This window comes from Cerasicoccus maritimus (genome assembly GCA_031296935.1).
GTDB lineage: Bacteria > Verrucomicrobiota > Verrucomicrobiia > Opitutales > Cerasicoccaceae > Cerasicoccus > Cerasicoccus maritimus.
Map to the genome: position 1 here is coordinate 1 of JAVDPD010000010.1, position 25769 is coordinate 25769.

A 25769-nucleotide genomic window follows, 5' to 3' on the forward strand; every position below is an offset into this window, starting at 1 on the left:
TTCTTTTGATCGGGGTCGCAGTAGCGAACGGGAGTCTCATCGGCCTGGATGTAACCGCTGCTCAGCAGGTCGCTTCGTATGTAATTATAAATCGGCTTAAGCCATTCGGCGACGGCCTCAACCCAATCGGCCATCGTCTTGCGCGAGAGTTGCGCGCCCCACATCGCCGAGGCTTTTTCCTGTCGATACAGCGGCATGTGCTGGACGTATTTGGAGAGGACGATCCACGCCAGCAAACCCGCTGAGGCATAGCCGCCGTCGATCACACGCGCTGGAGCCGGCGCGACCACTGGTGGCTGTGAACGGTCCGCTTTGCGCCGATACTTGGGGCGCACGATACGGCGTTTGAAGAGCTTCGGCGGGTGGATATCGACTTCAAAAGTTTCTTCCTGGCTGATCTGTTCAAAGGCTTCGGGCTCGGCCTGGACTTCCTCCGGTTCGATCACCACGGTCTCTTCCACGGGCAGGTCCTTGAAGCGCTCGGCGGGTGTTTCGTGCTTGCCCGCCCTCGGAGCGCGACGCTCGTAAGCAATGCTTTGCGATGCAGAGTCTTTCAGTTGCCGCTCCAGCTCATCGAGCTGAAGACGCATCTGGGCGGCATCCAGCCGTTCGCTTTTGCCCGAGCCAAAGAGCTGCTGCTTGAGCCAGCCAATCTGCTCTTTGAGAAGAGACACTTCCAGCTTCAGTTGCTGGTTCTCCTCCAAGATGGCCTCGGCGCTGGACATGCAACCATGCCAATGATGGGCGCATCAATGTCAACTCACTTTGCATCGCAAAGTCGGGTTAAGTTTCATACCAGGCCTTCTGCATGCCGTCCTTCAGATCAATCCCGTTCATCAACATCGTCAGCGCCGCGGGCTTGATCGACAGCTTCTTCCCATCGCTGCCCAGCGGCCAGCTCAACCGACCTTGCTCGATACGCTTGGCAAACACCCACACCCCGCTGCCGTCAAAGTAAAGCAACTTGAGCCGATTGCGGCTTTTGTTGGTAAAGGCAAATAACGAACCACCCTTGGGGTCTTCACCCAAGTGGTCACGCGCCACGGCCCACAAGCCATCAAACTGCTTGCGCATGTCCACTGGCTCAACCGCCACGAACACACGAAGCTGATTCGGCAGTGTCAGCATCGCAGCGCCTTGGCCAAAGCCGCCAGAGACTCCGCATCGCCGCCGCGCAATACCATCCCATCAGGCAAACACACCTCCAACAACGATGGTGACACTGAAGGTAGCGATACCTCATGAAAAAGACTCACGCTCTTGGAGCCAGCACCAGCAGCTTGCTCCTTATGCCGACGCAACTTGAGCCAGTAAACTAAGGTGTTGTAAGCAAGCCCATGCTGCTCAGCAAATGCCCTCTGAGTCTGCCCGCTCACATCATAAGCCTCCAGCAAACGCTCACGCTCAGCATCGCTCTCAATCCGACGACCAACACTATCACGCTTCAAACCACTATCAACGATCTCAACATCCATCCCAGATGTATAACAGATCAAAGCCAATCAGGAAAGGTGGACGCAGCCCGGACGCTTACGAGCAATACAACGAGCATAACAACAAAAACCCGAAGCCATTCGTATGCTCAGCAACCGCAGTTAGATCATCAGGAAAGTTGCTCAACTTTGCCGGAGAGTTACTTCGTCAAGATGAAGAAATGATATTTCTCCGGCGAAGATATCTTGAGTTCTTAGACGACTTCTTAGAATACGGGGGCACTAGAGCGGGTGTGCGCCGAGAATCTCCTCGCCTGACCAAGCGCCGGACTTGTCGGCGGTTTCACCGCGAATTGCAGCCACGGCTTCTTCCGTAATTTCGGGAGCTCCATTGTCCCAGGATGCGCGGACGAAGGTCGAGACCGAGGCGATCTGATAATCGTTCCAGCCTGCGCCGTTCTCACCATAGGAAGGCATGTTACCATTGTAGGAATTGCCCTCAACCTCAATCGGGCCAGTGAGACCACGCAGAAGTATTTTTACGATACGCGCCTCATCGCCCACAACCCATGCTGAACCGGCGAGCGGAGGAAACGCGCCTGGGACACCAGCGCCATTGGCTTGGTGGCAGGCTTGGCAATTGTTCTTAAAGAGACGTTCACCAGTAACCATGAGCGGCGGTTTTTCGGCAACCTTCTCGGTCATGCCGGGCTTCCATTCAGGATTATAAATATCCCAGCGAAAATCCCCAGAGTAGTTCGCGATATAAACTCCGCCCCAGAAAACCAGGCCACCAAAGAGGAAGAGCAGCAGCATCGGCACCGGCGAAAAGCCTTCGCTCGGCTCGTCCTTTTCGCGCAGCAACTGGGAGTGAACGATATGGATATCGTCGTCCTCGTAAGGGGCGCTGTCGCCAGGCAGACGTTCTTTGGGAGTGTCGCTCATCGAGTTATTGGGCAAAGCGGGATTCGGGAAGTTCGTAGTCGAGCTTGAGGCTCAACAAATATTCAACCAACTGGTCGGCACGCTCGGTCGGTACGATCTCATAGCCTTCAGGCGGCTGTTCTTCCGGGAACGTGTCCGGAATGGTCAGTGCATTCGGGGAAGGCGCATCGCCGATTTTCTGCGTCTTGTAGAGATAGCGGAACGGCGGCATGATCGAGCCGGGCGAGGTGATCTGCGGATTGTAAAGGTGGAGGTGGTGCCAGTCGGCGCTGGGCTGGCGCTGACCAATGGTCATCAGATCCGGACCAGTGCGGCTGGTGCCGAGGAGCACGCGATCTTGAAGAATATAGTCACGAGGCACCGTTTGGCGGTCGCCCCAGCCACGTTCCCAGTCAGCGCCGTAGCCTTTACGACGCACCTGCTGCGAGTGACAATACAGGCAGCCCTGGTCGATGTAGATTTCTTTACCCTGCTGGGCCACACCAACGCGCGCAATCGGCATCGGCGTTTCGCCTTCATTCAGGGCAATCGGCTTCAAATCGCCAAACTGAATCACAGAGCTGAGGATCAAGCCGGACCAGGAGAAGGCCAGCATGAAGAAGATTCCAAAGAAAAGGAGTGGGAGATTTTTCATCGCTTAGGCACCCTTCCCTTCAGTGTTACCGAGTAGCGTCGGGCCTTCCTTGTAGCGAACGGCGCGCGGGCCGATCAGCATCCAGGCAAAATTAACAAAAAACGCGAAGTGGCCAATGGTCAGGAGCATACCGGCAACCGAACGCGAGAACAACCAAGGCACGAGCGCCTTAATAACCGTCATCGTTTCAGGATCCGAGCTGACAAACGGAATGTCCGGATTGTTCAGGTTGAGACCTTGAATCCAACCACCAAGCTGGAGGCCAACGATCATCATGCCGATGCCCAGACCAGAGAACCAGAAGTGCACCTTGATCAGCGTTGCTGAAGGCCATTCACGAGCGAGCAAGCGGGGCATCATAAAGTAAATGCCGCCAAACATAGTCATCGCAAAGAAAGCGTAAACACCGTGGTGAGCGTGGCCTACGGTAAATTGAGTGAAGTGCGTTACCAGGCTGACATCACGGAGAGCCATCCAGGAACCAAAGAAGCTAGCAAGCGTGTAGCTCATCGCGCCAAAGACGATAAAGCGGAGTGTCGGGCTGCACCAAACCGCGCGGGCATTGCCCACCGCCGTCATGTGGTGATTGATCGCGGTCACGACAACGGGAATCACCATCATCACACTGGCGACAATGCCGCAGGAAATCAACCAAGCTGGGATTGGTCCGCCGATCAGGTGGTGGACACCGGCCCAGTTGTAGAAGAGCGCCAGCGACCAGAAACCAAGCAGCGACAGGTAGTAGCTGTAGATCGGGCGACCGAGCACCTTGGGCATCAGGTAATAAATCGTGGCGAGGCCCATCGGCGTCATCCACAGACCAAGCACATTGTGTGCGAACCACCAGTTCGTCAGCGCTTGAATCGTGCCGCGAGCCGGCTCAAACAAGATCATGGTTTGCGCCACGACGTAGAGCCAGGGGAACCAGAAAAGTGCGCCAAGAATGTACCACTGGGATACGTAAACGTGGCCGCGCTCGCGGTAGCGGAACATCAGGATGCCCCACATACCGATCAAAATGTAAGAGAAAGCCAGAAGCGGAGCGACCTGCTTGGGCATTTCCAACCACTCAATCGAGGTCAGACCACCGGTCAGGATGCCAAATATGCCGATCACCACGGCGACATTCCAGAAGATGCCAGCGATGATTAAGAGGCCGGAAAAACGAATCTGCGCCTTGCACAGACGCGCCATCACCCACAGGCCGACACCAAAGATGGCATTGTTCGACCAGCCGTAAGCCATCGCATTTAAGTGAGCAGAACGCGCGCGGCCAAAGGTCAGGAATTCCCAGTCGGCGAGGAAATTCGGGCTGTGCATCTTGAAGGATGCAACGATCGCAAAGAAGGTGCCAACCAACAGCCAGCAGATGGCAAACGTGGTAAACATGATCGCCGGCACGCGCATTTGCTGATCCACCTCGCTCAACGCGACCTTCGGCGAGACTTGGGTCTCCCGTTGCGGATCGATATTGCTGAAAAATGAAAGGAGTGGGCTCATCGTTTAACGCTTCTCGGCTTCGCGCAGCTTGCGTGCTGCCTCAGCCTCTTCGCCGGGAAAGTAATCAGTGTGCACGCCTTCGGGTTCTTCTTCATCGAAGACCACGCGTGAACCTTGTTCAAAATTGCGGAGTTGACCGTGTTTGGCTGACCATACCAATGCGCACACTGCAGAAGCGAAGAACACTCCGCCAAACGCAGCGATAATCATCAGGTATAGGTTCCATTCAAACATCTAGACAACTTGGGTGGGCCAATGGCAAAACAGGTTTATTTCTCGTTGGCTTCGTTCAACTGCGGAACCACGAGCTTCATGGCTTCCTCAACTGGAATCTGGACTTGGCCGGTTTCCTTGTTGAGCACTTTGTAGCTGGTAGCCGCATTCGCTTCAGTCGCTTTTAATTCGGCCAAAGTCGCTTTGCGTTGTTCAACTAGCTCAGCGGTTGCGGGCTCGCGGTCGCTGGCAGGCACGTAGTAGGCAATGAAGATCAGCAAACCGAAGAGCAGCATGGTGCCCAACGCGCCGATGACCGACAGCGTCCAGTTCGAGTGGCTGGTTTCGGGTGCTCCGTGTAAATCGTGGTCGTCGCTCATGGTCGTTAAAGTTTACTGGTGAGCGTTAAGGGATTCCTTGATGCGCGGATCATGGAGAGGAATCGGGCTGTTTTTGGCTGCACTACGCAGGGTAGCCCAGATAACGATGCCGCCGAAGCCAACAATCGCCGCCAAGTCCCAGATGTTCGGGATGAACTGCTGAACGTCGTAGCCCAGGATGTTGTCGGCGCTCTTCTGCTTGGGCAGAATGTTCCAATACATGTCCAGCAAAGTGAAGAGCAGGATCCAGGTGCAAATGCCCATGAGACGTGCTCGGACAACCTTGGTCTTGTAGAAGAGCAGAATCAGGAACGGGATCAGGAAGTGGCCGAAGATGAGGCCCATCGAGACCCACCACCAAGTGCTCTTGGTGCCGTCGATGTTCAGCTCGCGAATGTTGAACCAGAAAGTTTCTTCCGGGATGTTCGCGTTGTAGATCAAGAAATACTGCGAGAAGCTGATGTAGGCCCAGAACACCGTGAAGGCGAGGCAAAGGCAGCCCAGGAAGTAGTTGTGGTTCTTGTTATAGAAGCCTTGGAGCCAGCCCTTCACTGCTGCGAAGTTACAGAGCAACACCGTGCCAGCCAAACCTGCGCGCATCGAAGCGGCAAAGAACCAGACGCCGAACATGGTTGAGAACCAGTGGTAGCTCAAGCTCATGAAAAGGTCAAAGGCCATGAAGGTCGTGGCAAAGGCGGTCAGGAAAATGCCGATCGCGGAGATCTTGCGGCAAGCAATGTAGTGCTTGGGGTCCGCAGCGGTGTCATTGGCAATCGAGTGCTTACGCAGGAGTGCGCCGAGGCCACAGAACACCAGGAAGTAAGCAATCAAACGGGCAATGAAGAACGGCGTGTTCAAATACGGAGCCTTGGCAATGTAGAGCGCATCGTGCTCAACTGTGTGTCCGTGAATGCCCGGAAGCATGTAAGTCGGGTCCATCCACTTCCAGATCGCGCCAGAGCTGTTGTCGCCAACGAAGAACGGAAGCGCCACCACGGGGATGATCAACAGGGCCATGAACGGGAAGGCCGCGAAGGCGTTTTCCCATTGGCGACGAATGATGGTCGCCCAGCCTGCATCAAACAGGTAAGTAATTTGGGTCAGGAAGAGCATGCCGATGAGCATGGCCATCCAGAAACCGAAGCCGATCAGCCAGCTTTGGCCCACACGACCGTAACCGTGGCTCAAGTCCATGACCAAGCCAATCAGGGTCGCAATGATCCCAATCACGCCAACAATCAGCGCGATGGTTGAAAAGTCTTTCTTGCCGCCGGAAGAGGCGACGCCAGTGGTTGCGGTTGAAGCGTTAGCGCTCATAGTCCAAGCTCCTTCCGGTGTTGCTCAGGAACATCTTCCACAGTTGCATTTTGAGCCAGTTGCAAGGCGCGGACGTAGGAAATAACGGCCCAGCGCTCTTCGGGATTCAGCTTCATGCCATAGCCAAACATCGTGTTTTTGCCATGGGTGATGGTGTTAAAGATTTCGCCATCGGCCATATCGCGGAGGCGATCGTCGTGGTAAGTCGGCGTAGCGGCCATGCCATACTTCTTGGTAATGCCGTTACCGTCCCCTACCCGGCCGTGGCACGGTTGGCAGAAGATCGTGTATTTCTCTTGGCCAAGCTGAACAAGGTCGTAGGTGACTTCTATAGGAATTTCCTTAATAAACTCACCACTCTCGTCCTTACCGGTCCAAGCGCTGGGGTTTTCGGCCTTCGCGAATTCGTATTCGCCGTCGAAGACTTCCTTAACGTCCCAGTTGTAGCCGCGGAGCACAGCGCCCGGCACCATGGGGCGGTCATTGCGCTCATCGGCGAAGAATTCATTTTGCCCTTGAGGCAAATACTTTGCCTGGATGTCCATGTCAGGGAACAACCAGATGGGAGGCTTGCGGAACTTCTCGCCGCGGAATCCAAGGATGGAGACCGTCGCGACGACCACAAATAACCAGACTGCCAGAAATATTCGCATTTTAGGCTTCGACGACGTGGACCTCTTCGGCCCCGATTTCAGTTAAAAAGGCTTTGGTTTTATCGAGATCGAATTGCGGATCCGCTTTTTCGATCACGATGAAGAACGTATCATCACCGGACTTAATGAAGTCCTCGTATTCAAACAACGGGTGGTTGTGGCGGGGAAGCAGGTTCATGATGAACATGCCACCCAGCGTGCCAAACGCTGCATTGAGAATGGTGAGCTCATACATGACCGGGAACGGGAACACGGGGCTCCAGTATGGCTTACCGCCGACAATCAGCGGGTAGTCAAAGCCGTTCATGTAGAAAGTAATCAGCATCCCCAGGCAGAAGCCAAATAGGCCGCCGCAGAGGGTGAAAATCGGCACCTTCGAGCGGCCGACGCCCATTTGGTCGTCAAGTCCGTGCACCGGGAACGGTGTGAAGGTATCCCATTTCTTGAATCCGGCGTCGCGGACCTTACCGGTCGCCGTGAAAAACTCGGGCGTCTTGCTGAACGTGGCCAGCAGACCGTATGTAGCTTTAGTGCTCATTAGTGGTGGCCTCCATTCTCAAATGCAAAAAGCAAAATGCAAAATGCAGAAACCATTGTAGACAGTCCTTTAGCAGAGGCCACTTTTTGAATTTTGAATTCTAAATTTTGAATTTTCATTAGTGGTGGCCTCCTTCCGCGTAGCCTTGGCCTTGGGTGCCGGTGCCGTGTCCGTGACCGTCGCCCTGCTTCATGACTGCCTTAATTTCGCCCATGGGCATCATTGGCAGGAAGCGCAGGAACAAGAGGAAGAGAACGGAGAACAAACCGAACGTGCCGAAGAAAGTGAAGATGTCGATGATCGTTGGCGAGTAGTAACCCCAGCTCGAAGGCAGGAAGTCGTTGGCCAGCGAAGTGACGGTGATCACGAAACGCTCGAACCACATACCGACGTTGACGAAGCCGCAGATGATCCAAACCAGCCAAGTGTTCTCGCGGATCTTCTTGAACCAGAAGAGTTGCGGCGAAATCACGTTACAGCCGATCATGATCCAGTAGGCCCAGGCATATTGACCGAATGCGCGGTTCACAAAGGCGAAGACTTCGAAGTTGTTCGCGCCATACCAAGCGATGAAGAACTCCATCGAGTATGCGTAACCAACCATGGAGCCGGTCGCCAAGATGATCTTACACATGCAGTCGATGTGGTACTGCGTAATCAAGTCATGCAGGCCATAGATCGCGCGGACCGGGAGCATGAGCGTCAGCACCATGCCGAAACCGGAGAAAATAGCGCCCGCAACGAAGTAAGGTGGGAAAATCGTGGTGTGCCAACCGGGGAGGTTCGAAGCCGCGAAGTCGAACGAAACGATCGTGTGCACGGAGAGCACGAGCGGGGTGGAAAGACCAGCCAAGAGCAGGTAGGCCATTTCGTAGTTCCGCCAGTGGCGGTTGCTGTTGCGCCACCCCATGGCGAACAGACCGTAAGCAAATGCCTTGATCTTACGACCGCCCTTGAGTGCGCGGTCACGCATGGTGCCGAGGTCAGGGATCAAGCCCATGTACCAGAAGAGTACCGAAACCGTTCCGTAAGTGGAGACCGCGAACACGTCCCATTCCAGCGGAGAGCGGAACTGTGGCCAGATCCAGTTGCTGTTCGGCAGCGGGAAGAGCCACCAGGCAAACCAGACACGACCAACGTGGAAGAGCGGGAACAGACCGGCGCAAACCACCGCAAAGATGGTCATCGCCTCCGCCGCACGGTTAATGGACGTGCGCCACTTTTGCCGGAGCAAACAGAGAATAGCGGAAATCAGCGTACCGGCGTGACCGATACCAATCCAGAACACGAAGTTAACGATCGCCCACCCCCAGTTAACCGGGTTGGCCAAGCCCCAGACACCAACGCCGGAGGATACAAGCCAGCTCAAGCCGAACAGGGTGAAGGTCGCCATCATTGCTGCAATCACGAACATGATCCACCACCAGCGTGGGGTCTTGGACTCGGGAATGCCGCAAATCTTCTCGGTGACCCAATGGAAGTCGCGATCGCCGGTGACCAGCTCGGGGCGTGGCACTTCGACCGGCTTGACCTTCGACAGCACCTCGTCGCGCTGGCGCGCGGCCTCGGGACTGAGGGTCAATTCTGCGGTGGAATCGGACATGGTTTGGTCAGTATGTAAAGGTTGCAGGTTTAAAAATTAGTGAGCGTGATCTTCGTGCCCATGATCGTCGTGGCCAGTGGCAGCGGGAGCGTGGCTGTCATGACCATCGGCGGCGTGGGAATCATGTGAGCCATGATCTCCGTGATCGCCGTGACCAGTCTTGAAATCGTATTCCTGACGCGAAAGCGGCTTGCCAGCCTTCGGCATTTTCGGATTCGGATTACGCAGCTTGGCCAGATACGTGGTGCGCGGACGAATGTTCAGGTAGCCGAGGACCGAGTAGTCGCGGTCTGACTCCTTCGCCTTCGAAACGGCGCTGTTCGGGTCGCTGATGTCGCCAAAAGTAATCGCGTCGGTCGGGCAAACCTGCTGACAGGCCACCTTGATTGTTCCATCCGGCACGTGTGTGTTGGAGGAATCCTTGGCCTTGTTGAGCTGGTTGATCTTCGCCGATTCGATGCGCTGGACGCAGTAAGTGCACTTTTCCATCACGCCGCGCATGCGGACGGTGACGTTCGGGTTCTTCTGCATGCGCGTCAGCTGGCTGGCTTCGGTCTTATACTTGTTCGGACCGAGCGGGCCAGCGTAGAAGCTGTCGCGTTCGCGCTTGTTGTAATCAAAGAAGTTGAAGCGGCGGACCTTATACGGGCAGTTGTTCGCGCAGTAACGGGTGCCGACGCAACGGTTGTAGGCCATCGTGTTGAGGCCCTGCTCGTCATGGACGGTCGCATTAACCGGGCAAACGGATTCGCAAGGCGCCAATTCACAATGCTGGCAAGCCATGCTCATGAAGTTGACCTGCGGGTCTTCCGGCAACTCGGTGTTCGGCAGGCTCGGGTCGGTTGCGAAGTAGCGGTCCAAACGGATCCAGTGCATTTCGCGGCCGCGGAGAACCTGGTCCTTACCGACGATCGGAATATTGTTCTCCGATTGGCAGGCAATGACGCAAGCGTTACAAGCCGTGCAAGTGTTGAGGTCGATGTTCATGCCCCACTGCTGCGGTGGCTTGAACTGATCTTCGGCGCCCTTCCAGACATCGACGTTCGGCGCGGGCTTGTCAAAAGCCGGCGTCTTATACATCGAGCCACCACGGGGGATTTCGAGTGCCTTCTCTGCGATGGAATCCTTGCGCGCCGTGCCGTAAACGGGCGGCGAGTGCGATTCCATGCCGAGCTTATTAACAAATTCCGGATCTTCCTGGTATTCCGTGTTGTTGGCTTCGCGGATGATCGCGCGGCCTTCCATCGACCAGTGCTCCTGCGTGTTCGCAAGCTGGTAACGGTTGTTGGTGATGCTGATCTTGGCGCCCGTGGTCAAGCCCATCGAGGCGGCAGTGGTCAGCGGGTAAGCGTCAAAGCCAATGCCCTTGCCAACATTCGGTGCGAAGACGTCGGTGCCGATGCGGCCAGTCTTCTTGCGACCAAAGCCGAGAGAAACCACCACGGTGTTGTCGGCGAGGCCGGGCAGCACGTGGATCGGACCGGTGACCTTCTGGCCGTTGACTTCGAGCGTGCCGATGCGGGCTTGCTCCTTACCGATCTTGAAATCGTTGGCGTTCGGCTTGATGGCCTGCTTGGAAAGCAATTCAGGCGGATCGCTGAGCAAAGTTTGCTGCGGCATGATGCCGTGCTTCTTCGCGAGCTTCGGGCTGATGAGGATCGCGTTGTCCCAAGTGAGCTTGGTCATCGGATCCGGGCACTCCATCAACCAACCATTGTTGTTGAAGCTGCCATCGAAGGCGTGGGTGCTCGGGATGATGCGGATCTCAACGGCCTCTGCGGTGACTGGTGCAGGTTTGATCGAATACTTAGAAACGAGCATACCGGCTTTAACTGCGGCGTCGGTTCCGCCCTCAACGCTGGCGTAGCGAGCATCGAGCCAGACACCTTCAGCGAGCCACTTTTCGAAAGTGACCGAGTCGGTCTTACCGGTAACCTTACCGAAAGTTTCCTTCACGAGGTCATACCCCTCGCCTGCCGGGTCGATGCCCTGCATGAGCGCGATGACTTCGATTTCCGAGTAGCCTTCGAACAGCGGAAGGATCATCGGCTGAACCGGCAAGTAGTCGCCACAGATCGCGCGACCGTCACCCCAGCTTTCGAGGTAGTGGTTGGCGGCAATCGTGACCGCAGCGGCTTCCGACGTTTCGTCGTCGTAGTAGCCGTGGCGGATGACTTCCTTGGCGTTCTTCAGCGCTTCGCCGAACTTCAGGTCGGCCGGCGCGTCGTAAACTGGGTTGCCGCCGAGCACCACGAGGGTCTCGATGGACTTGTCGTTCAGGCCGGTTACGACGTCAGCAATACCTGCTTCGACGAGTGCCGGTTGCTCGATGTATTTGATGGTGTGACCATCGGCGGCGAGCATGCCGTTCATCGCGTAAACGAGCACGTGCACTTCTTCCGGCAGATGCGGACCGGCGACAATCAGCGACTCGCCCTCGTGTTTAACGAGGTCCTTAACGCATTCCTTGATCCACTGCTCGTTGCCGGAAATGCCCTTGGCTTGTTCCTTGAGCTTGGCGACGATTTCACTGCTGCCGCCAGCTTGCGACATCAACTCTGCGGCAATCGCGGCGGTAAAAGCCGGGATGTGCGCGGTCGAGGCGCGGAGGCGGTGGTCCGCCATACCGCCGGTCAGCGAGAAATTGGACTCAACCGCGTAAAGGCGGTTCATCTTCTCGGCCTCGGAGGAATCCTTAACGGCGCGGCTCTTACCAAAGCCCTTGCTGTAGTGGATTTGGCCGGGCTCGGTGGCGAGGAAATCGCTGTCCAGCGCGAGGATGCGCTTGGCCTTGTCGAGCTGGTAGAACGGACGCGCGGGCTTGCCCATGACCTTGGCCATGGCGCGGATCGGCGCAGACGTATCAACCGGCTCGTATTCCGCCCAAACGGCTTCGGGGAACTGCTTCTTTAAAGAAGCAACCAGACGGCGGCGGGTGTCGGAAGTCGACGGGCGTGCGAGAATCGCGAGGCCCTTACCCTTGTTGGCCGAGTAAGTCTTGTTCAGGCCAGCGAGCATCGAGCGAACTTGCGCTTGATCGATGTTCTTGCCGCCCTTGGCAAAAGACTTCTGCAGGCGGTCCGGATCATAAAGATCAAGCACGGAGGCCTGAGCGAAAGAATCAGTCGCGCCACCGTAGCCGGGATCAGAAGGGTTACCTTCGATCTTGGTCGGGCGGGCGTCATTGGTTTCAACAACCAGCGGAATGTTTTCAGCAGAGCCCGGATAGGACGACGCGTAATACATCGGCACGCCGGGGACCATCAGCTCGGGCTGCTTGGAATACGGCAGGATGTGACGCGTGGGCATGCGGCAACCGGCCAAGCCAATGCCAGCCAAGCCAGCGGAGGCGCCCATCAGCTTCAGGAAGCTGCGGCGGTCGGTTTCGTTGGCTTCAGTCGCGCCTTCGGGGAACTCGCGTTCCAGCCATTCCTGGAACTCGGGCGTTTTCGCCAGCTCACCCGGGCTGCGCCAGTATTTTGGTGCGGCCAGCTCGCGTTCTGTGGGCTCGGGATGGTGGAATTTACGCTTCATCGGTGGCAACCGGAACAGCTCTGTGGCGGGTTAACTTTCCAATCGTGCACGAACTTCGTGCCCTGCTCGATCTGCTCCTCGCGGCTATCGTAGCTGAAAGTGAGGTTGGTGACTTCATCGACCGGGCGAATGAAGTTTTCAGGATTGCGGTGACACTCAAGGCAGAAGGCCATGGAGAGCGGCTTAGCGTGGTAAACCTCTTCCATTTCGTTGACCTGCCCGTGACAGTGCACGCAGGAAACACCACGGTTAATGTGAACCGAGTGATTAAAGTAAACGTAGTCCGGGGTGCGGTGGATCTTTACCCACGGCACCGGCTCGCCTGATTCGTAGCTGTTGCGGATCGGCGCGAGCTTCGGGCTGTCCGTCTTGATCAGACTGTGGCAATTCATACAAGTGGAAGCGGCGGGAACATTTGAGTGCTCCGAGCGGTCCACAAAGGTATGACAGTAACGACAATCCAACCCAAGTTGATCTACGTGCAGCGAGTGCTCGAAGGAGACTGGCTGTATCGGCTGATAGCCGACGCGCAAATACTTGGGCGTTGCGTAATAGGTGACGCCGGCCACGACGGTGCCGACTGCCAGACACAAGCAAATCACTATTTGGATCGGCGCTGTGTTACTCCACTTTGGGAAAATATTGGCCATTGTTTGAACCGAAATCTCAGTCTAGAAAGAGCGCGCTCTAGCTACTGACACGCTCCACTGCACGAGGGGCTTTGCGTGCTTCCACGGGGAAGCGCGCGCGTTCGGGTTCAGCCGACGCAGTGTCACGCGTGGGGGCTGCGCCCGATGTCCGGGGCAATAGAAACAGACCAGCCGCAATAGCGGCAAGAGCCTGTAGAAAGGATTTCCTGTGCGTATTCGAGTCAGCCATGAGCAAGAAAGAGAGCAGTGAAGGCTGATTCGTTTTTCTAATCAACCCCAAAATGAGTGCAAATCGTCACTTTCCTCCAGTAGTGGTCATTCATAAGGGATCATTGGATCACATATTAGCCATTCTCGTAAGTTATAAAAAAGCTATAAGCGCCAAACCCCTGACCAACAAAGGGATTCAGTGCATCAGAGCCACACAGCCTAACATGTCTGCTAATCGCAATCTTCGGAAACCAGCTCGGGCACCATCAGGTAAGTTCCAAAAAGAAAAAACCAAGACCCCATCATCAGGGCGAAATAATTGCCCAGCCATTGGGGCATTTGGAGGGGGCCTTGGCCGAAATAACCGACCACACTGGAGATCAGGAAACCAAAGGAGCCCAATAGGCTAAAAAAGTTAATCCACCAGGAGACATCCCACCAGAGCCATGCCCATTTGCGGTGCGACACCTCCACAAGGCCCAGATAACTGGCCGTCACGAAAAAGCACGAGGCGACCGTGCTCGGGGTCCAGACGAGGATGTCCGCGATGACCCAATTCATCCCCTCGACCAGGCCCATGCCGCAATTGATGTTAAACGTAATCGCGCCGATCAATTGCACGGTCGCAATCCAGTAGTCCAAGCGATTGCCCGCAAAGCCCATCCAGCGTATGCGCCGCGTGCGTTGATCCTGCGGCTTGTGCTCCACGTAGCGCTCCAGCTCATGCGCCTTCAGTTGCACGGTCGCATCGAAGTCCGTGTTCAGCGCTTCTAGTAATAATAGATAACTGCCGATCGTGAACCACACCGAGCCAATGAAGCACACCAATGCGTAATTATAAGGCTGCAGCCCAAACCAATCCAGCACGCCGGGGTAAGCCGTGGGCACCGTGCCCACTACGAAGCAGATCGAGCCGATAATAAAGATCAGCCCAATCCACCAGGAAAGGCTTTCAACGCGCCAACCCCACAACCGAAAATGCTGGCGCACGGATTTCGACGCCGCATTGACCTGCCCCACGTGCTCATGCGAGGCCACTTGCGACAACGCGCCAGCCGAGTCTTGAATCACCGCGCCACGGCGTTTGCGGTGTCGCCGGGAAGTCCACACATGCAGCCCGCCATCGGGCAATCGGTGAATAACGCGCGTTATAAATCGCCCCACCCGATGCGTGGCGACATGCTCCCAATGCGCTGGAAACGTTACGTGGGGCGGCAGGTCAGTAGCGGGTGTCCGGTCAGCCATCAACGCCATCCAAAGACGCTTGGCGTCACGGGGCAAGCCCTACCAATCAAAGAGTCGGTCAAAGAAGCCGCGCTCGGAATCCTTACCCGTAGTCTTCGCCGATTCACCCGGGGTTGGCTCTTGGTAGGTGGCGACTTCGGCGTCCTCGCCCTTGATCCGCGCCATCACCCGGCGCTGCTCAGCGCTCATTTGCGGACCAGAGTCGCTGCCCGCCGTTTGCACAGGGATGCCAGCATCGGTCTTATTCTGCCAGAACTGGTAGCGGTTAATATCCCGCAGGGAGACCTCGTCCACCATTTCCGAAAAGTGCTGCGCGCCCGGCGTATTCAGTTCCGTGCCGCTAAATTTGTGCGACATCACGTTGTCGCGCAAGCGGTTCCAATTTTGCACATTGGCCATCTTCCGCTCGTCGGACTCCAGTGAAATCTGCGCTTCCTCGCGGCCGATCTTGTCGTAATTCAGCTGCGAGGTCGCAAATTCCTGCCCTCCGCGCGTCTGCAAGGAATTCGCCTTCTTGTCACCAATGGACGAGAAAGACTGGTGCCACTGCTTGAACTGGATCTTGTCCTTGTCCGCGCCAAACATCTCATCCCCGCGTGGCGAGCTGGAGTTGCCCGCATCGAACTTCTTGTCGGTCAGGTTGTTCGAACCGCCCAAGTCAGACAAGCGACGCGGTGCGGCGTCCAGCGACAGCATGGCTGCACTCAAGATGACAAGGGATAAACTGGCGCGGGTTAAAAACATCAACGCAATTAAGGTATCACATCGCCGCCCGACATAAAACTGTTTTTTCAGGCCATCGCAGATAGACAACTTTTTCAAATCTCCCCTTCCCCTTCGCCAAACTTGACTCCCCGCCCCTGCCCCGAAATAGTCGCAGCGCATGAAGACCTACTTGGACCTGCTCCGTCACGTAATGGAAAACGGCGAAGACCGCGGCGACCGCACCGGCGTTGGCACGCGATCAGTTTTCGGCGCGCAGGCCCGGTATTCGCTCTCGCCAGATTTCCCCATGGTCACCACCAAGCGCGTGCACTGGAAGTCCGTCGTATACGAGCTGCTATGGTTCCTCCGCGGCGAGACCAACGTCAAGTGGCTCCAGGAGCGCGGCGTCTCCATCTGGGATGAGTGGGCCGACGAAACCGGTAGCCTCGGCCGTGTCTACGGCGCGCAGTGGACCGATTGGCAAACCGCCGACGGACGCCGCATCAACCAGCTCGATGAGCTCGTCGAAGGCCTTCGCAAAAAGCCGCAGTCCCGCCGCCACATTGTCAGCGCCTGGAACCCCGCCGACCTGCCCGACGAATCACGCCCCCCGCAGGACAACGCCCGCGAAGGCAAAATGGCGCTCCCGCCCTGCCACGCCCTGTTCCAGTTTTACGTCTCCGAAGACGGCGGCCTCAGCTGCCAGCTCTACCAGCGCAGCGCCGACCTCTTCCTCGGCGTCCCGTTCAACATCGCCTCCTACGCCCTGCTCACCTGCATGGTCGCCCAAATAACCGGCCTGAAACCCAAGGAGTTCATCCACACCTTCGGCGACCTCCACATTTATAAGAACCACTTCGAGCAAGTGGAAAAGCAACTCGCCCGCGACACGCGCCCCCTCCCCCAGGTAAAGCTCAACCCGGCCATCACCAAGCTCGAAGACTTCGACTTCGACGACATCGAGCTCATCGGCTACGACCCGCACAAAGGCATCAAAGCCCCCATCGCTATATGATGCGTAATAATTATAGCCTGATACCGCTACCAAGCTGACATTTTGAACTGCTCGAAGAATACTCTCGTGAAGAGATTCATAGCTTTCGCATCAATACTTCTCCTCTGCATCCCCAATCTTAGTGCGGACGAGACATCTATTGATAAAATCAAGAAGGCGTCGGAGAGCAGAGAACTAGATGAAATGACCGACAGAGCTGTTTCTATTACAGCATATGGCGAGGCGTGTAACTTCAAATCAGTTAATAGCCAAATCGTCATCGAGAAAATAATCTTCCGTGAATATCGCTCGGATGCCGATGGGGAAATCATCCTTGGAACGGAAAAAGAAATTGAAGTCTTAGCTCTTGCAGAACTTTCCCAACTCGCTGCTTGGCCCAAAGAATATAGAGGAAAGAAAATCCTGCTAACCGGTTTCCTCAGACAAAAAGAGCCGCTAGCTCAAAAACCACCCATAACAAAGGTCAATGAGGTCGACCTGTCACTGTTCGCTTACCATCCTTACACGCCCTATTTCTTCGAAAACTATAGTTGGGAGTTAGCTGAATGAAAACCTTCGAAGAAGCGACCGAGTTTGTGCTCAAGCATAAGGTGGTCACGGTGTTTGGCAGCAAGGGGTCGCCGCATCCTTCGTTGTGGGACAATACCGACCTCTCCGCCGACAAACCCAAGACAGGCGGTTGGAGCCCGCGAGTCAGCGCGGTTTGGGATTGGAAAACGCGCATCCCGGAAACCTTTCCCGACGAGATATTCTACGGCAAACTGCCCAACGGCGACGCCGTCCTCATGGAGCGCGAATACCTGCGCACCACGCATTACCCGCAGGCATTCAAGCCGGTCAGCGAGCTCCCCCTGCTCTGCCAGCAAATCTACGAATGCGTGCGCATCGAACCATGGACCACCACCGCGCTGCGCAAACACGCCGTTGCCGAATTCAACACTACCAAGAGCCGCTTCGACACCGCCCTGAAGAAACTCCAAAGCAGCCTGAACATAGCCCGCTCTATGGACCCACAATGCGACGGCGACACCTGGATCCCCTTCAGCGAAGCCAACCTAGACATCGTCGAAGCCTACCCCGAGCTCCAAGCCGACCCCTAAACACCGACGATGCTAAGCCATAGCACAGCCTGTGTCATTACTTAGCACTGCCTGTGCTAAACCTTAGCAGCGGCGGTGTCATGCCTTAGCAGCGTCGCTGCATCATTCAAAGAACCAGCCAGCACGGGGAAATCATTGCCATCGCCAGCTCACAGCCAGTTCCTCGGTTAGGAATCGTCAGATCCTCGGTTAGGAATTACCAGTTCCTCGGGCAGGAATTACCAGATCCTCGGCGAGGAATTGACAATGCCTAAGGCAGGAACAGCCACCTGAGTTGGAGGGCGACGCTATGTCGTCGCCGCAGCGCGGGAGTGCTCGCAATCAGTAGCACAGGTGTCCCGCCTGTGCCCGAACCAAGGATTCAAACACGTTTACAAAATGAGAGATTGAAGCACAGGCGGGACTCCTGTGCTACGGCCGACACAGGCGGCTACGACGGAGCGTAGCCCTCCAGCAGTCAAACCGCCCCCCTGCCGTCTCCCTTTTTCCTTTAATCTTTTTCCTTTTTCCTCTGCCTTTTAGGTTCGCCAAAGGCGAACCTAAAAGGCATACTTTCAGCATGAAAAGTCGGCCCGCCAGAAGCCCCCAAAGCTGGCTAAGTATCGCCGACTGCGCGACCAAGCGTCGCCGACTGTAGCTCGAAGTGTCGCCGACACTTCCTGGGAGCGTCGCCGACGCTTCGACCAAAGCCTAGTAAGGGTTTACTCACAACCAAGTGCTTGTTCGCCCCTAAACCCTGGGTAGGGTTGTGTCAGAACCAAGGGGTGGGATTTGGTTGATCCCATGGCGAGCGCACCAGCAGCTCTAGGCCACATCAAACATAAACACTATCAACACATACTTGACATATTCAATGTCATATACATAAACATTTCATCCACTCGGATGCAGCAGCTTAAGCAAGCTACCGCCTCATCCACACTGCATAGCAACTAATAATAGCGCTACTTTTTGTGTCGCCCCATAATCACTCTTTTTATCAGTGAGCGTTCTAGCCACTTAAAACACTGCTAGGTGTGAAAAACTAAAGAGACTCAACTATGACATTTAGACTGAAAGAAGCGGAGTGGAAAGAGCTACGAAACGAGGCTATCTCCTTATCGCAAGAGTCTCGGAAGCTCGAACTAGTAGCGGTTGCCGGAACTGGAGGAGTTTATGCCTGGTTAGCAACAAACAACCTGGGCAATCTACAATCGGCCGCGTGGTTCATTCCGGTGCTCTTTTCTCTGGCGGGATCACTACGTGCTTGGGCGATAAATAAGAACATAGGTGTGATTTCAAAATATTTACTAACAGTTGAGTCAGAGCTCTCGGATAACGAAGGATGGGAGGCATTCTTCAAGCCCCGCCGCGGACATCTATTTGGTTCCGCAGTCACGTTCTGGATCCTATTTATTCTAATAACGTTTACGGTACCTATCGCAGTGATCAGCTGCGCAGAACAGGCGAAAATAGAAACACAGCGTATCTGCCCCGAGCTAGAATGATTCACCGCAATACCAAGCTCATCCCCCATTTGGCGTGCGCTTAGTATCAGCAGTGCCACATACTAGACGTTCGTTCCATTAAGCCATGTCACGCATTATCGATCTAAGAGTTGTTCGCAAACGGTCATTAGACACGGTCAATGAAGCAATGCAACGCTACGCAAGCATTCACGAGGAACTGAATGACCTTAGTTACCAGCGATGGCTTGCATGCATGACTCTGACCGACATGCATGGCGCTTGGGAGCGATTCGCGGAGCGGCGCTTGGTTGCTGCTCTAAATCACTACCCCGATCACTTTTTAGCTGAAAACTCAGTAAGAGGAGTCTCTAAATTACCTGCGGGGCTAGCGGACTACTTAACACGGGGCGGGCGAAAATACTTCGATTTTCGCTCTTGTGCCGACCTTATCAAGATCGCGAATACTCTGGTTGGGAAACCGAACAATCCTTTCCGTACCATACCGAAGAGTTTCGCCTCGCATTTGGACGCTGCAGCTGCACTTCGCAACTACATCTTGCATGAAAGTGATGCATCTTGGGACTCGTTGAAGACGCAACTCATGACAAACTTCAACATCAAGGCAACCCCTCAACCCGGGGAGTTTCTGGATTCAATCGACCACCGAAACGCAAGCCCAAAGAAAGGCCACAAACGAATCTTGGTCTTCGCTATGGTATTTGAGGACGTCATACGGAAAACTTAATGACAGACCAAGCTGGCATAGGAATCGTCCGCAATCCGGTGAGTCCGTTGCCTAGAGTCTACTGATCAGCAGCTCGCGCTCGAAGATGAGCTCCTTGGGCAGGTGGTCGGAGAGCTGAAGGAAAAGCTCTTCGTGCTGAAGAATACCCATCTTCGTGCGCTGGCGGTCGAAGGACATCGCTTCCTTGAATTGCTCTTCACTGAAGTCCATGCCGCGCCAGTCGATGTCGTCGTAATGCGGCATCCAGCCGAGCGGCGTTTCCTGGGCGAAGCTTTGGCCGCTGGAGCGGTCGACGACCCACTTGAGCACGCGCATATTGTCGCTGTAGCCCGGCCAGAGGAAGTTGCCATCGTCGTCGCGGCGGAACCAGTTGACGTGGAAAATGCGCGGGGTCTGGTCGAGGCCCTTCTGGAAGTTAAACCAGTGGCGGAAGTAGTCGCCCATGTGGTAACCGCAGAACGGCAACATCGCCATCGGGTCGCGGCGGAGTTCGCCCTGCTTGCCTTCGGCGGCGGCGGTCCGCTCGCTGCCCATCGTGGCGCCCAGGTAGACCCCGTGGCTCCAGTTGAAAGACTGGAAGACGAGCGGAATATCCGTCATGCGGCGGCCGCCAAAAATGATCGCCTTGATCGGCACGCCTTCGGGCTTTTCCCAATCTGGGTCGATGGCCGGGCAGTTGGCGGCGGGCGCAGTGAAGCGGCTGTTCGGGTGCGCGGCGGGCGTGTCGGACTTAGGCGTCCAGTCCTTGCCCTTCCAGTCGATCAGGTGCGCGGGCTTTTCCTTGGTCATGCCCTCCCACCAGACGTCGCCATCGTCGGTCAGCGCCACGTTGGTAAAGATCGTGTCCTTGGCGCAGGAGGCAATGGCGTTCGGGTTGGTGTCGGCCGAGGTGCCGGGCGCCACGCCAAAGAAGCCGGCCTCCGGGTTGATGCCATACACGCGGCCATCGGGACCGGGTTTGAGCCAGGCAATGTCGTCGCCGACGCAGGTCACCTTGTAGTCGCTCATGCCTTCCGGCGGGATGAGCATCGCGAAATTCGTTTTGCCGCAGGCGCTCGGGAAAGCCGCCGTCACGTAGGTCTTCTTGCCGTTGGGCTCCTCAACGCCAAGGATCAGCATGTGCTCGGCGAGCCAACCTTCGTCGCGCGCCATGGTGGACGCAATGCGGAGCGCAAAGCACTTCTTGCCGAGCAAGGCGTTGCCGCCGTAGCCAGAGCCATAGGAAACAATGGTGCGCTCTTCCGGGAAATGAACGATGTGGGTGTTGTCCGGATCGCAGGGCCAGGCAACGTCCTTCTGGCCAGGCTCCAGCGGCATGCCCACTGAGTGCAGACACGGCACAAACATGCCATCCTTGCCGAGCACTTCGAGCGCCGCGTCGCCGACACGCGCCATGATGCGCATGTTGACCACCACGTAAGGCGAGTCCGAAACCTGCACGCCGATCTGCGAAATCGGGCCGCCAATCGGGCCCATGCTGAACGGGATCACGTACATCGTGCGCCCCTTCATGCAGCCGTCGAACAAGCTCTTCATCTTACGGCGCATCTTGCGCGGCTCCTCCCAATTGTTGGTCGGGCCGGCGTCGTTTTTATTCACCGAGCAAATAAACGTGCGGGACTCCACACGCGCCACGTCGCGGGGATCGGAGCGGAACAGGTAGCTGTTCGGGCGCTTCTCCTCGTTGAGCTTAATGCAGCTGCCCTTCTCGATCATCTCCGCAAACAGCAGATCCGCCTCCTCCTGGGAGCCGCTGCACCAGTGGACGCTGTCCGGCTGGCACATAGCGATCATTTTATCGACCCACTTCAAGAGGGCCTTGTGGTTAGTCTTCGGTTCAGAGTTCGCGAGCGTGGGTGACATTATGAAGAACAATAGATATGAGTTGAGACTCTTATAGTGCCTCACACTCTCCACTGAAACAACCCTAAGTTCCGAAAATTACTCTACTAAGGCCCATAAGGCATACTCATGCCCAATTGAAAACTATCAGGCTACGGCGCCAAATTGTTATCTACGCAAAGATGAAGAAAACCTTGCCCGCCAGACGGCCGAAGGTGATAGTCAGGTTTTTTCTCATGAATCCCGAGCAACCCAACCAACCGGGCGGTCAACCCCGCCAAATCAATCTCCAACAGATGGCCCAGCAGCTAATGGGCGGTTTGCAGCGTCATTACGACATGCTTGCCTTCAACCTCGCTGCCCAGGAATGCGTCACCGAAGAAGCCTACAACGCGCGCTCGCAAGCGACAAAGATGCTGCCCGTTCCGCCGGCGCACCAAAACTTCGAGCAGATGCAGGCCTTTGCCGCCGACATCATGATGCGCAACGTCTGCGGCGACATGATCAACCTTTGCGTAGCTGGTCTGAATAATTTCCACATGTTCCTCGCCGCCATCAAGGCGCAGAAGGATCACGGCCAGACGCCTGAGTCCCAGCAGCAGGTCCAACAAGCCCAGCAAGCTTTTGCCCAGGCCCAAGTCGACGCCAAGTTCAACACCCTCGAGGAAGAATACGGCATCCTCTGCGAACTCGAAGACACCATCATCTCGATAGGCTTTGCCATCCAGGCGATGATGCAACACGGCGGCATGGTTCAGCAGGCTCACGTCGACGACCAGGGCGAGCTCGCCTTCGACCTCAAGACCGTGGAAATCCTGACCCAGCCCGCCGAAGGCCAGCCCGGCCAAGCGCGCCTCGTCGACCAGCGCAAGGTCCTGCGCCAAGGTGAAAAGGTCCACTTCAGCAAGGACGAGCTCCAGCTCCTCATCCTGACCGTTGGCTCCTTCCTCGACACGCTGTTCAAGTCGGTCGGCCGCTACGCTCAGGAAAACGCCCCGCAACAGCCGGGCAGCTAAGGCAGCAAGTCCAGCGCGGTCTCTTCATCGACCACCGCGCGCACCAGCAAACGGGTTCCCGACATGGGGCCCGTTTTTGTTTGGGGCAACGCTAGCCCCTGCTCGAAGGATGAGGCATCGTACCAATCTAAAAGATTATCGCTGGTTTGCAGCTTCCAGACGCGACCCGCTGGCGGCGTCCAATTCGCCGCATACTCGCTGCCATCAATCAGCAGCCCCAGAGCGGGTATGGCGTCCGGCTTAAGCGGATCGGTGCCCGCCAAAAACTCATCCCAATTGTCGCGCGCATCGCCATCGGGATTGCCCGAGGGGCCAAAATCGCCCGCGTACTGCACGTCACTGAGCAAATACTCGCGCTCCCAAGCAGCAGGGAGCCCATCCGCATCAGCATCGTAAACGAGATTCCCGCCCAGACCGATGCCGAGCTGATCATAAAACGAACCCGGCACGAGCCGCGCGTCATCCGGCGGAATATATTGCGTGCGCTCGCCGTTGGACCAGATCATGAGCTCCCAATAGGCGTCGCCATCCGCCGGCGGTTCGTGCTCGGTGTGCTCCTGCAGGCAGCGGTAAAAGCGCGTCGTGCCTCCGTGGTAATGCTGCACAATGTCGCCCACATAATATGTAATCGGCTGGCCTTTGTTGGTTTGATAAGCCGAAAAGCCACTCTCCTCGCCAATGGTCGCCGACCACCGATTCCAGCGCAGGTAGTCCGGCGCTTCAGCCAGACCGAGCAGGTTGCGAAACGCCGGCGGCAGCACGGTTTTCTGTACGTTGTTGCTCGCGATGATGTTGGCCGTGCCACTGGCCCAGCGCAGATAAGCGCTACTGCGCGTGGCGTCGTAAACGGTGTTTTCCACGGTCACATCCACGCTTGCGGTCGGGATCAGGTGAATGCTGCCCGTGTCCCACGACGAGGTAAAAACGAGGTCGTATTGGTAGTCGAAGCCGCCAAAGAAATTGTTGCGCCAGATCCACGGCGTCACGCCATCTGTGCTGGCAAACTGATAACCGCCGCTCCCACTGCGGCTGGCCCAGTGCACGTTGTTTTCGAACACGAAGGGATCGCCATTCGGCGTGATGTCCGAGCGCGCGGCGTTCGACACGTTGTAGAAATTACCCGCCGCGGCCAAGAGGACGTTCCCGCGAAACGTCACCCCGCCCTGTCGCGTGCCGACCTGAGTGGTGTTGTCCTGGTAGCGCTGAAACGGCGACATCCAGTCCAACGCGCCCCAGAGCACGTTGTTGCGAATCAGGCAATTCGCGCCAAGCTGCCCAACTTGCAGCGCCTCGGTGCCCGTCCGCACGATGAGGCAATTTTCGATCGTTAGATCGTGAAACATATGCTGCGGGTCAGCCTGGGTGGAGCCGAGATAGATACCCTCTGAGCCGGTGTCGTGGATATACAAATGATGCAGGTAAACTTCATTCATGTCGAACGAGCCGCTGTCCTGCTTCAGCAGCATGCCCGCGAATCCACCATCCGACACCTCGATGTGGTCGATCTCCCAGCCGTAGGCCTCCCCATTGACATAAACACAGCTATCGCTCTCGTTGACCCATTCGTTCGAAACCCAGATTCCAAAGCGCTGATGCGAAAACCCGAAATCAACCGTGCTGACATCCGTGTCGCAGCCGGGAAAATCTTCGTGGCCCAAGCCGCTGACCGCATCGTATTGCCCGGTCAATCGCCAGAACTGCCCATTCCGCAGCCCGATTTGATTCGCATAGACCTGCCCCAGAAAGTTCGTGATCGTTACGCGGTTGTCCGCGTCGGTACCATTAACGTCCACTAGGTCGATGCTGATCTTTTTATAGATGCCAGCCTTGATCAGCAGCTTGTTCGGTGGGGTTAATTCAATGCCGCTATTATAATAGATGTGCGGTCCGCTCGAATCCGTGGCGCTCCAAATGATGAAATCGCCTTCGTTCACCTCGGGATACGCCGCCGCAACTTCGGCGTCCGCATAGCCGTTGGTGTCCCACTTTCCAGTGCGATCCAAGATGCGCACTTCGAGCTGAATCTCCGTCACCTCGCCGCCGCTAGCGACCACATCGAAGTCCAGGTTGTAACCCGCCTGCGCCTCGAAGTCGAACGAGCGCGTGGCCCAGAGCTCCATTCCCTCCAGACGGAAGTATTGATTGTCGCCTCTGGAGTTGTCGAACTCCACAGTGTAAGTCTCGCCATCGGCGCCCCCAGACTGCGTCAGCGTGCCGACCAATTGCTGCCATGGACCATTCTCTTCGAGTTCGTCATTACTCAGAGCGAGCTGCGGCAGGTCCGCATACTCCGGCGGCACAAGCCCATCGTAGATGAAGCCAACAATGGCGTATTCCCGCGCACGGTCAGCATAAGTCGACGACGACTTCAGGATCAAGTAACGCCTCTGCGGAATCACGCCACCCAGCTCACTGATGCGCTTATCGCGAAACCAGATTTCCGAGCCGACATGCGGCACGCCCTGACCGTTGTTGAAATTCAGGCGATCTTCGGCCATGCCGTCGTCATTGACCGCATCGATGTCGTCGTCCCACCACATCTCGACGTAGCCCGGATGACTGCCGCCGGAATACGTCCGATAAAGCGTCCACGTCTCCATGATGTGCACTTGTTCGTAGTCAGCGCCAAAATCAATGTAGCCATAGCGATCACTGTAGGCCGGCGCATTGTTAGCGCCCGCCGTGCCGCCTACCTCTGCCGCGGCGCCATCCCAAGTCGGTGCGCCGTCAAAGGCGTTTTGTAGCGGGAAATACGCACCGCCCGTTACCACGCCCGCTCCATCAGGCGTAATGATCTGCCACTCAGCTGGCGGCGGATTCGCGTGGACCATACCGGCGACCAAGCCACCAGCCAGCAAAATGCGACCAAGAAAACAAGAGGAGGACATAACACAGCAGACACAAACGGACTTGAAAAATATTATCCTCTGACATAAACGTCAACGCTCGCTCCGCCCCTCGTTTTCTTTTACACTTTCTTCGAGCAACCTTGCCGATCAGGCATTCACCGCAATGAGCACATGACTTTTGGCATGCGACCTGA

The 25769-nt window shown here is 56.3% G+C and carries 24 protein-coding genes; 6 read left to right on the top strand and 18 right to left on the bottom strand.

The annotated features are described in order from the left end of the window. The 16 genes from RBB62_RS08430 to RBB62_RS08505 all read right to left on the bottom strand — a co-directional run. A partial coding sequence (locus RBB62_RS08430) for an IS66 family transposase (protein ID WP_309398302.1) occupies window positions 1-725 on the bottom strand: 725 nt, incomplete at its 3' end. Between the two features lie 58 nt (window positions 726-783). Further along, window positions 784-1128 carry an IS66 family insertion sequence element accessory protein TnpB gene (gene tnpB, locus RBB62_RS08435; protein WP_309398303.1) on the bottom strand — a complete coding sequence of 115 codons (345 nt, stop codon included), beginning with the start codon at window positions 1126-1128 and terminating at the stop codon, window positions 784-786. Continuing rightward, window positions 1122-1475 (bottom strand): IS66 family insertion sequence element accessory protein TnpA, encoded by a 354-nt coding sequence (tnpA, locus tag RBB62_RS08440; protein WP_309398304.1) that lies wholly within the window; start codon window positions 1473-1475, stop codon window positions 1122-1124. Before tnpA ends, tnpB begins: the two co-directional genes overlap by 7 nt. A gap of 240 nt (window positions 1476-1715) precedes the next feature. Continuing rightward, on the bottom strand, window positions 1716-2378 hold the full coding sequence (locus RBB62_RS08445; RefSeq protein WP_309398305.1) for a c-type cytochrome: 663 nt from the start codon (window positions 2376-2378) through the stop codon (window positions 1716-1718). Window positions 2379-2382: 4 nt separating this feature from the next. Beyond that, window positions 2383-3012: a cbb3-type cytochrome c oxidase subunit II gene (locus tag RBB62_RS08450; RefSeq protein WP_309398306.1), complete on the bottom strand. Its 630-nt coding sequence runs from the start codon at window positions 3010-3012 to the stop codon at window positions 2383-2385. Between the two features lie 3 nt (window positions 3013-3015). Then, entirely contained in the window at window positions 3016-4512 is a 1497-nt protein-coding gene (locus tag RBB62_RS08455) for a cbb3-type cytochrome c oxidase subunit I (RefSeq protein WP_309398307.1), read from the bottom strand. A gap of 3 nt (window positions 4513-4515) precedes the next feature. Then, a complete protein-coding gene (locus RBB62_RS08460; RefSeq protein WP_309398308.1) occupies window positions 4516-4722 on the bottom strand; it encodes a hypothetical protein in 207 nt (68 codons plus the stop codon). Between the two features lie 59 nt (window positions 4723-4781). Next, window positions 4782-5105 carry a hypothetical protein gene (locus RBB62_RS08465; RefSeq protein ID WP_309398309.1) on the bottom strand — a complete coding sequence of 108 codons (324 nt, stop codon included), beginning with the start codon at window positions 5103-5105 and terminating at the stop codon, window positions 4782-4784. A gap of 12 nt (window positions 5106-5117) precedes the next feature. After that, the gene (locus RBB62_RS08470; protein ID WP_309398310.1) at window positions 5118-6422 is read right to left on the bottom strand and encodes a hypothetical protein; all 1305 of its coding nucleotides are present in this window, start codon (window positions 6420-6422) and stop codon (window positions 5118-5120) included. Then, complete coding sequence (locus RBB62_RS08475) at window positions 6419-7075, bottom strand: c-type cytochrome (RefSeq protein WP_309398311.1); 657 nt, start codon at window positions 7073-7075, stop codon at window positions 6419-6421. The genes RBB62_RS08470 and RBB62_RS08475 overlap by 4 nt, the downstream gene beginning before the upstream one ends. Before the next feature lies 1 nt (window position 7076). Beyond that, entirely contained in the window at window positions 7077-7613 is a 537-nt protein-coding gene (locus RBB62_RS08480) for a DUF3341 domain-containing protein (protein WP_309398312.1), read from the bottom strand. A 118-nt stretch (window positions 7614-7731) separates the two neighbouring features. Next, complete coding sequence (gene nrfD, locus RBB62_RS08485) at window positions 7732-9216, bottom strand: NrfD/PsrC family molybdoenzyme membrane anchor subunit (RefSeq protein ID WP_309398313.1); 1485 nt, start codon at window positions 9214-9216, stop codon at window positions 7732-7734. A 36-nt stretch (window positions 9217-9252) separates the two neighbouring features. Beyond that, entirely contained in the window at window positions 9253-12750 is a 3498-nt protein-coding gene (locus RBB62_RS08490; RefSeq protein WP_309398314.1) for a TAT-variant-translocated molybdopterin oxidoreductase, read from the bottom strand. After that, window positions 12747-13400: a cytochrome c3 family protein gene (locus RBB62_RS08495; protein WP_309398315.1), complete on the bottom strand. Its 654-nt coding sequence runs from the start codon at window positions 13398-13400 to the stop codon at window positions 12747-12749. Before RBB62_RS08495 ends, RBB62_RS08490 begins: the two co-directional genes overlap by 4 nt. A gap of 441 nt (window positions 13401-13841) precedes the next feature. Next, a complete protein-coding gene (locus RBB62_RS08500) occupies window positions 13842-14855 on the bottom strand; it encodes a hypothetical protein (RefSeq protein WP_309398316.1) in 1014 nt (337 codons plus the stop codon). A gap of 39 nt (window positions 14856-14894) precedes the next feature. Then, window positions 14895-15599 carry a hypothetical protein gene (locus tag RBB62_RS08505; RefSeq protein WP_309398317.1) on the bottom strand — a complete coding sequence of 235 codons (705 nt, stop codon included), beginning with the start codon at window positions 15597-15599 and terminating at the stop codon, window positions 14895-14897. Window positions 15600-15738: 139 nt separating this feature from the next. Here RBB62_RS08505 and RBB62_RS08510 point away from each other — a divergent pair, with 139 nt between their 5' ends. The 5 genes from RBB62_RS08510 (at window position 15739) to RBB62_RS08530 (ending at window position 19868) form a co-directional block, all read left to right on the top strand. Further along, the gene (locus RBB62_RS08510) at window positions 15739-16575 is read left to right on the top strand and encodes a thymidylate synthase (protein WP_309398318.1); all 837 of its coding nucleotides are present in this window, start codon (window positions 15739-15741) and stop codon (window positions 16573-16575) included. Between the two features lie 66 nt (window positions 16576-16641). After that, window positions 16642-17124 (top strand): hypothetical protein, encoded by a 483-nt coding sequence (locus RBB62_RS08515; protein WP_309398319.1) that lies wholly within the window; start codon window positions 16642-16644, stop codon window positions 17122-17124. Then, window positions 17121-17675, top strand: a complete 555-nt coding sequence (locus tag RBB62_RS08520) for an AlkZ-related protein (RefSeq protein WP_309398320.1) — start codon at window positions 17121-17123, stop codon at window positions 17673-17675. The genes RBB62_RS08515 and RBB62_RS08520 overlap by 4 nt, the downstream gene beginning before the upstream one ends. 1040 nt (window positions 17676-18715) lie before the next feature. Then, a complete protein-coding gene (locus RBB62_RS08525; RefSeq protein ID WP_309398321.1) occupies window positions 18716-19162 on the top strand; it encodes a hypothetical protein in 447 nt (148 codons plus the stop codon). Between the two features lie 85 nt (window positions 19163-19247). After that, window positions 19248-19868 carry a hypothetical protein gene (locus RBB62_RS08530; protein WP_309398322.1) on the top strand — a complete coding sequence of 207 codons (621 nt, stop codon included), beginning with the start codon at window positions 19248-19250 and terminating at the stop codon, window positions 19866-19868. 51 nt (window positions 19869-19919) lie between these two features. Here RBB62_RS08530 and RBB62_RS08535 read toward each other — a convergent pair whose 3' ends face one another. Then, window positions 19920-21731, bottom strand: a complete 1812-nt coding sequence (locus tag RBB62_RS08535) for a phosphoenolpyruvate carboxykinase (GTP) (protein WP_309398323.1) — start codon at window positions 21729-21731, stop codon at window positions 19920-19922. A gap of 215 nt (window positions 21732-21946) precedes the next feature. Between RBB62_RS08535 and RBB62_RS08540 the strand changes: the two genes are divergently transcribed. Beyond that, entirely contained in the window at window positions 21947-22726 is a 780-nt protein-coding gene (locus RBB62_RS08540; protein ID WP_309398324.1) for a hypothetical protein, read from the top strand. On the opposite strand, the gene RBB62_RS08545 is transcribed toward RBB62_RS08540, so the two are convergent. After that, window positions 22723-25614 carry a right-handed parallel beta-helix repeat-containing protein gene (locus RBB62_RS08545; protein ID WP_309398325.1) on the bottom strand — a complete coding sequence of 964 codons (2892 nt, stop codon included), beginning with the start codon at window positions 25612-25614 and terminating at the stop codon, window positions 22723-22725. The two genes, RBB62_RS08540 and RBB62_RS08545, sit on opposite strands and share 4 nt — an antisense overlap. Window positions 25615-25769: the final 155 nt, after the last annotated feature.

What these genes read in the sequence shown, in the direction of transcription:
- tnpB (WP_309398303.1), bottom strand. Translation starts at nt 1,128, where the DNA reads ATGCTGACACTGCCGAATCAGCTTCGTGTGTTCGTGGCGGTTGAGCCA.
- tnpA (WP_309398304.1), bottom strand. Translation starts at nt 1,475, where the DNA reads ATGGATGTTGAGATCGTTGATAGTGGTTTGAAGCGTGATAGTGTTGGT.
- RBB62_RS08445 (WP_309398305.1), bottom strand. Translation starts at nt 2,378, where the DNA reads ATGAGCGACACTCCCAAAGAACGTCTGCCTGGCGACAGCGCCCCTTAC.
- RBB62_RS08450 (WP_309398306.1), bottom strand. Translation starts at nt 3,012, where the DNA reads ATGAAAAATCTCCCACTCCTTTTCTTTGGAATCTTCTTCATGCTGGCC.
- RBB62_RS08455 (WP_309398307.1), bottom strand. Translation starts at nt 4,512, where the DNA reads ATGAGCCCACTCCTTTCATTTTTCAGCAATATCGATCCGCAACGGGAG.
- RBB62_RS08460 (WP_309398308.1), bottom strand. Translation starts at nt 4,722, where the DNA reads ATGATTATCGCTGCGTTTGGCGGAGTGTTCTTCGCTTCTGCAGTGTGC.
- RBB62_RS08465 (WP_309398309.1), bottom strand. Translation starts at nt 5,105, where the DNA reads ATGAGCGACGACCACGATTTACACGGAGCACCCGAAACCAGCCACTCG.
- RBB62_RS08470 (WP_309398310.1), bottom strand. Translation starts at nt 6,422, where the DNA reads ATGAGCGCTAACGCTTCAACCGCAACCACTGGCGTCGCCTCTTCCGGC.
- RBB62_RS08475 (WP_309398311.1), bottom strand. Translation starts at nt 7,075, where the DNA reads ATGCGAATATTTCTGGCAGTCTGGTTATTTGTGGTCGTCGCGACGGTC.
- RBB62_RS08480 (WP_309398312.1), bottom strand. Translation starts at nt 7,613, where the DNA reads ATGAGCACTAAAGCTACATACGGTCTGCTGGCCACGTTCAGCAAGACG.
- nrfD (WP_309398313.1), bottom strand. Translation starts at nt 9,216, where the DNA reads ATGTCCGATTCCACCGCAGAATTGACCCTCAGTCCCGAGGCCGCGCGC.
- RBB62_RS08490 (WP_309398314.1), bottom strand. Translation starts at nt 12,750, where the DNA reads ATGAAGCGTAAATTCCACCATCCCGAGCCCACAGAACGCGAGCTGGCC.
- RBB62_RS08495 (WP_309398315.1), bottom strand. Translation starts at nt 13,400, where the DNA reads ATGGCCAATATTTTCCCAAAGTGGAGTAACACAGCGCCGATCCAAATA.
- RBB62_RS08500 (WP_309398316.1), bottom strand. Translation starts at nt 14,855, where the DNA reads ATGGCTGACCGGACACCCGCTACTGACCTGCCGCCCCACGTAACGTTT.
- RBB62_RS08505 (WP_309398317.1), bottom strand. Translation starts at nt 15,599, where the DNA reads ATGTTTTTAACCCGCGCCAGTTTATCCCTTGTCATCTTGAGTGCAGCC.
- RBB62_RS08510 (WP_309398318.1), top strand. Translation starts at nt 15,739, where the DNA reads ATGAAGACCTACTTGGACCTGCTCCGTCACGTAATGGAAAACGGCGAA.
- RBB62_RS08520 (WP_309398320.1), top strand. Translation starts at nt 17,121, where the DNA reads ATGAAAACCTTCGAAGAAGCGACCGAGTTTGTGCTCAAGCATAAGGTG.
- RBB62_RS08525 (WP_309398321.1), top strand. Translation starts at nt 18,716, where the DNA reads ATGACATTTAGACTGAAAGAAGCGGAGTGGAAAGAGCTACGAAACGAG.
- RBB62_RS08530 (WP_309398322.1), top strand. Translation starts at nt 19,248, where the DNA reads ATGTCACGCATTATCGATCTAAGAGTTGTTCGCAAACGGTCATTAGAC.
- RBB62_RS08535 (WP_309398323.1), bottom strand. Translation starts at nt 21,731, where the DNA reads ATGTCACCCACGCTCGCGAACTCTGAACCGAAGACTAACCACAAGGCC.
- RBB62_RS08540 (WP_309398324.1), top strand. Translation starts at nt 21,947, where the DNA reads ATGAATCCCGAGCAACCCAACCAACCGGGCGGTCAACCCCGCCAAATC.
- RBB62_RS08545 (WP_309398325.1), bottom strand. Translation starts at nt 25,614, where the DNA reads ATGTCCTCCTCTTGTTTTCTTGGTCGCATTTTGCTGGCTGGTGGCTTG.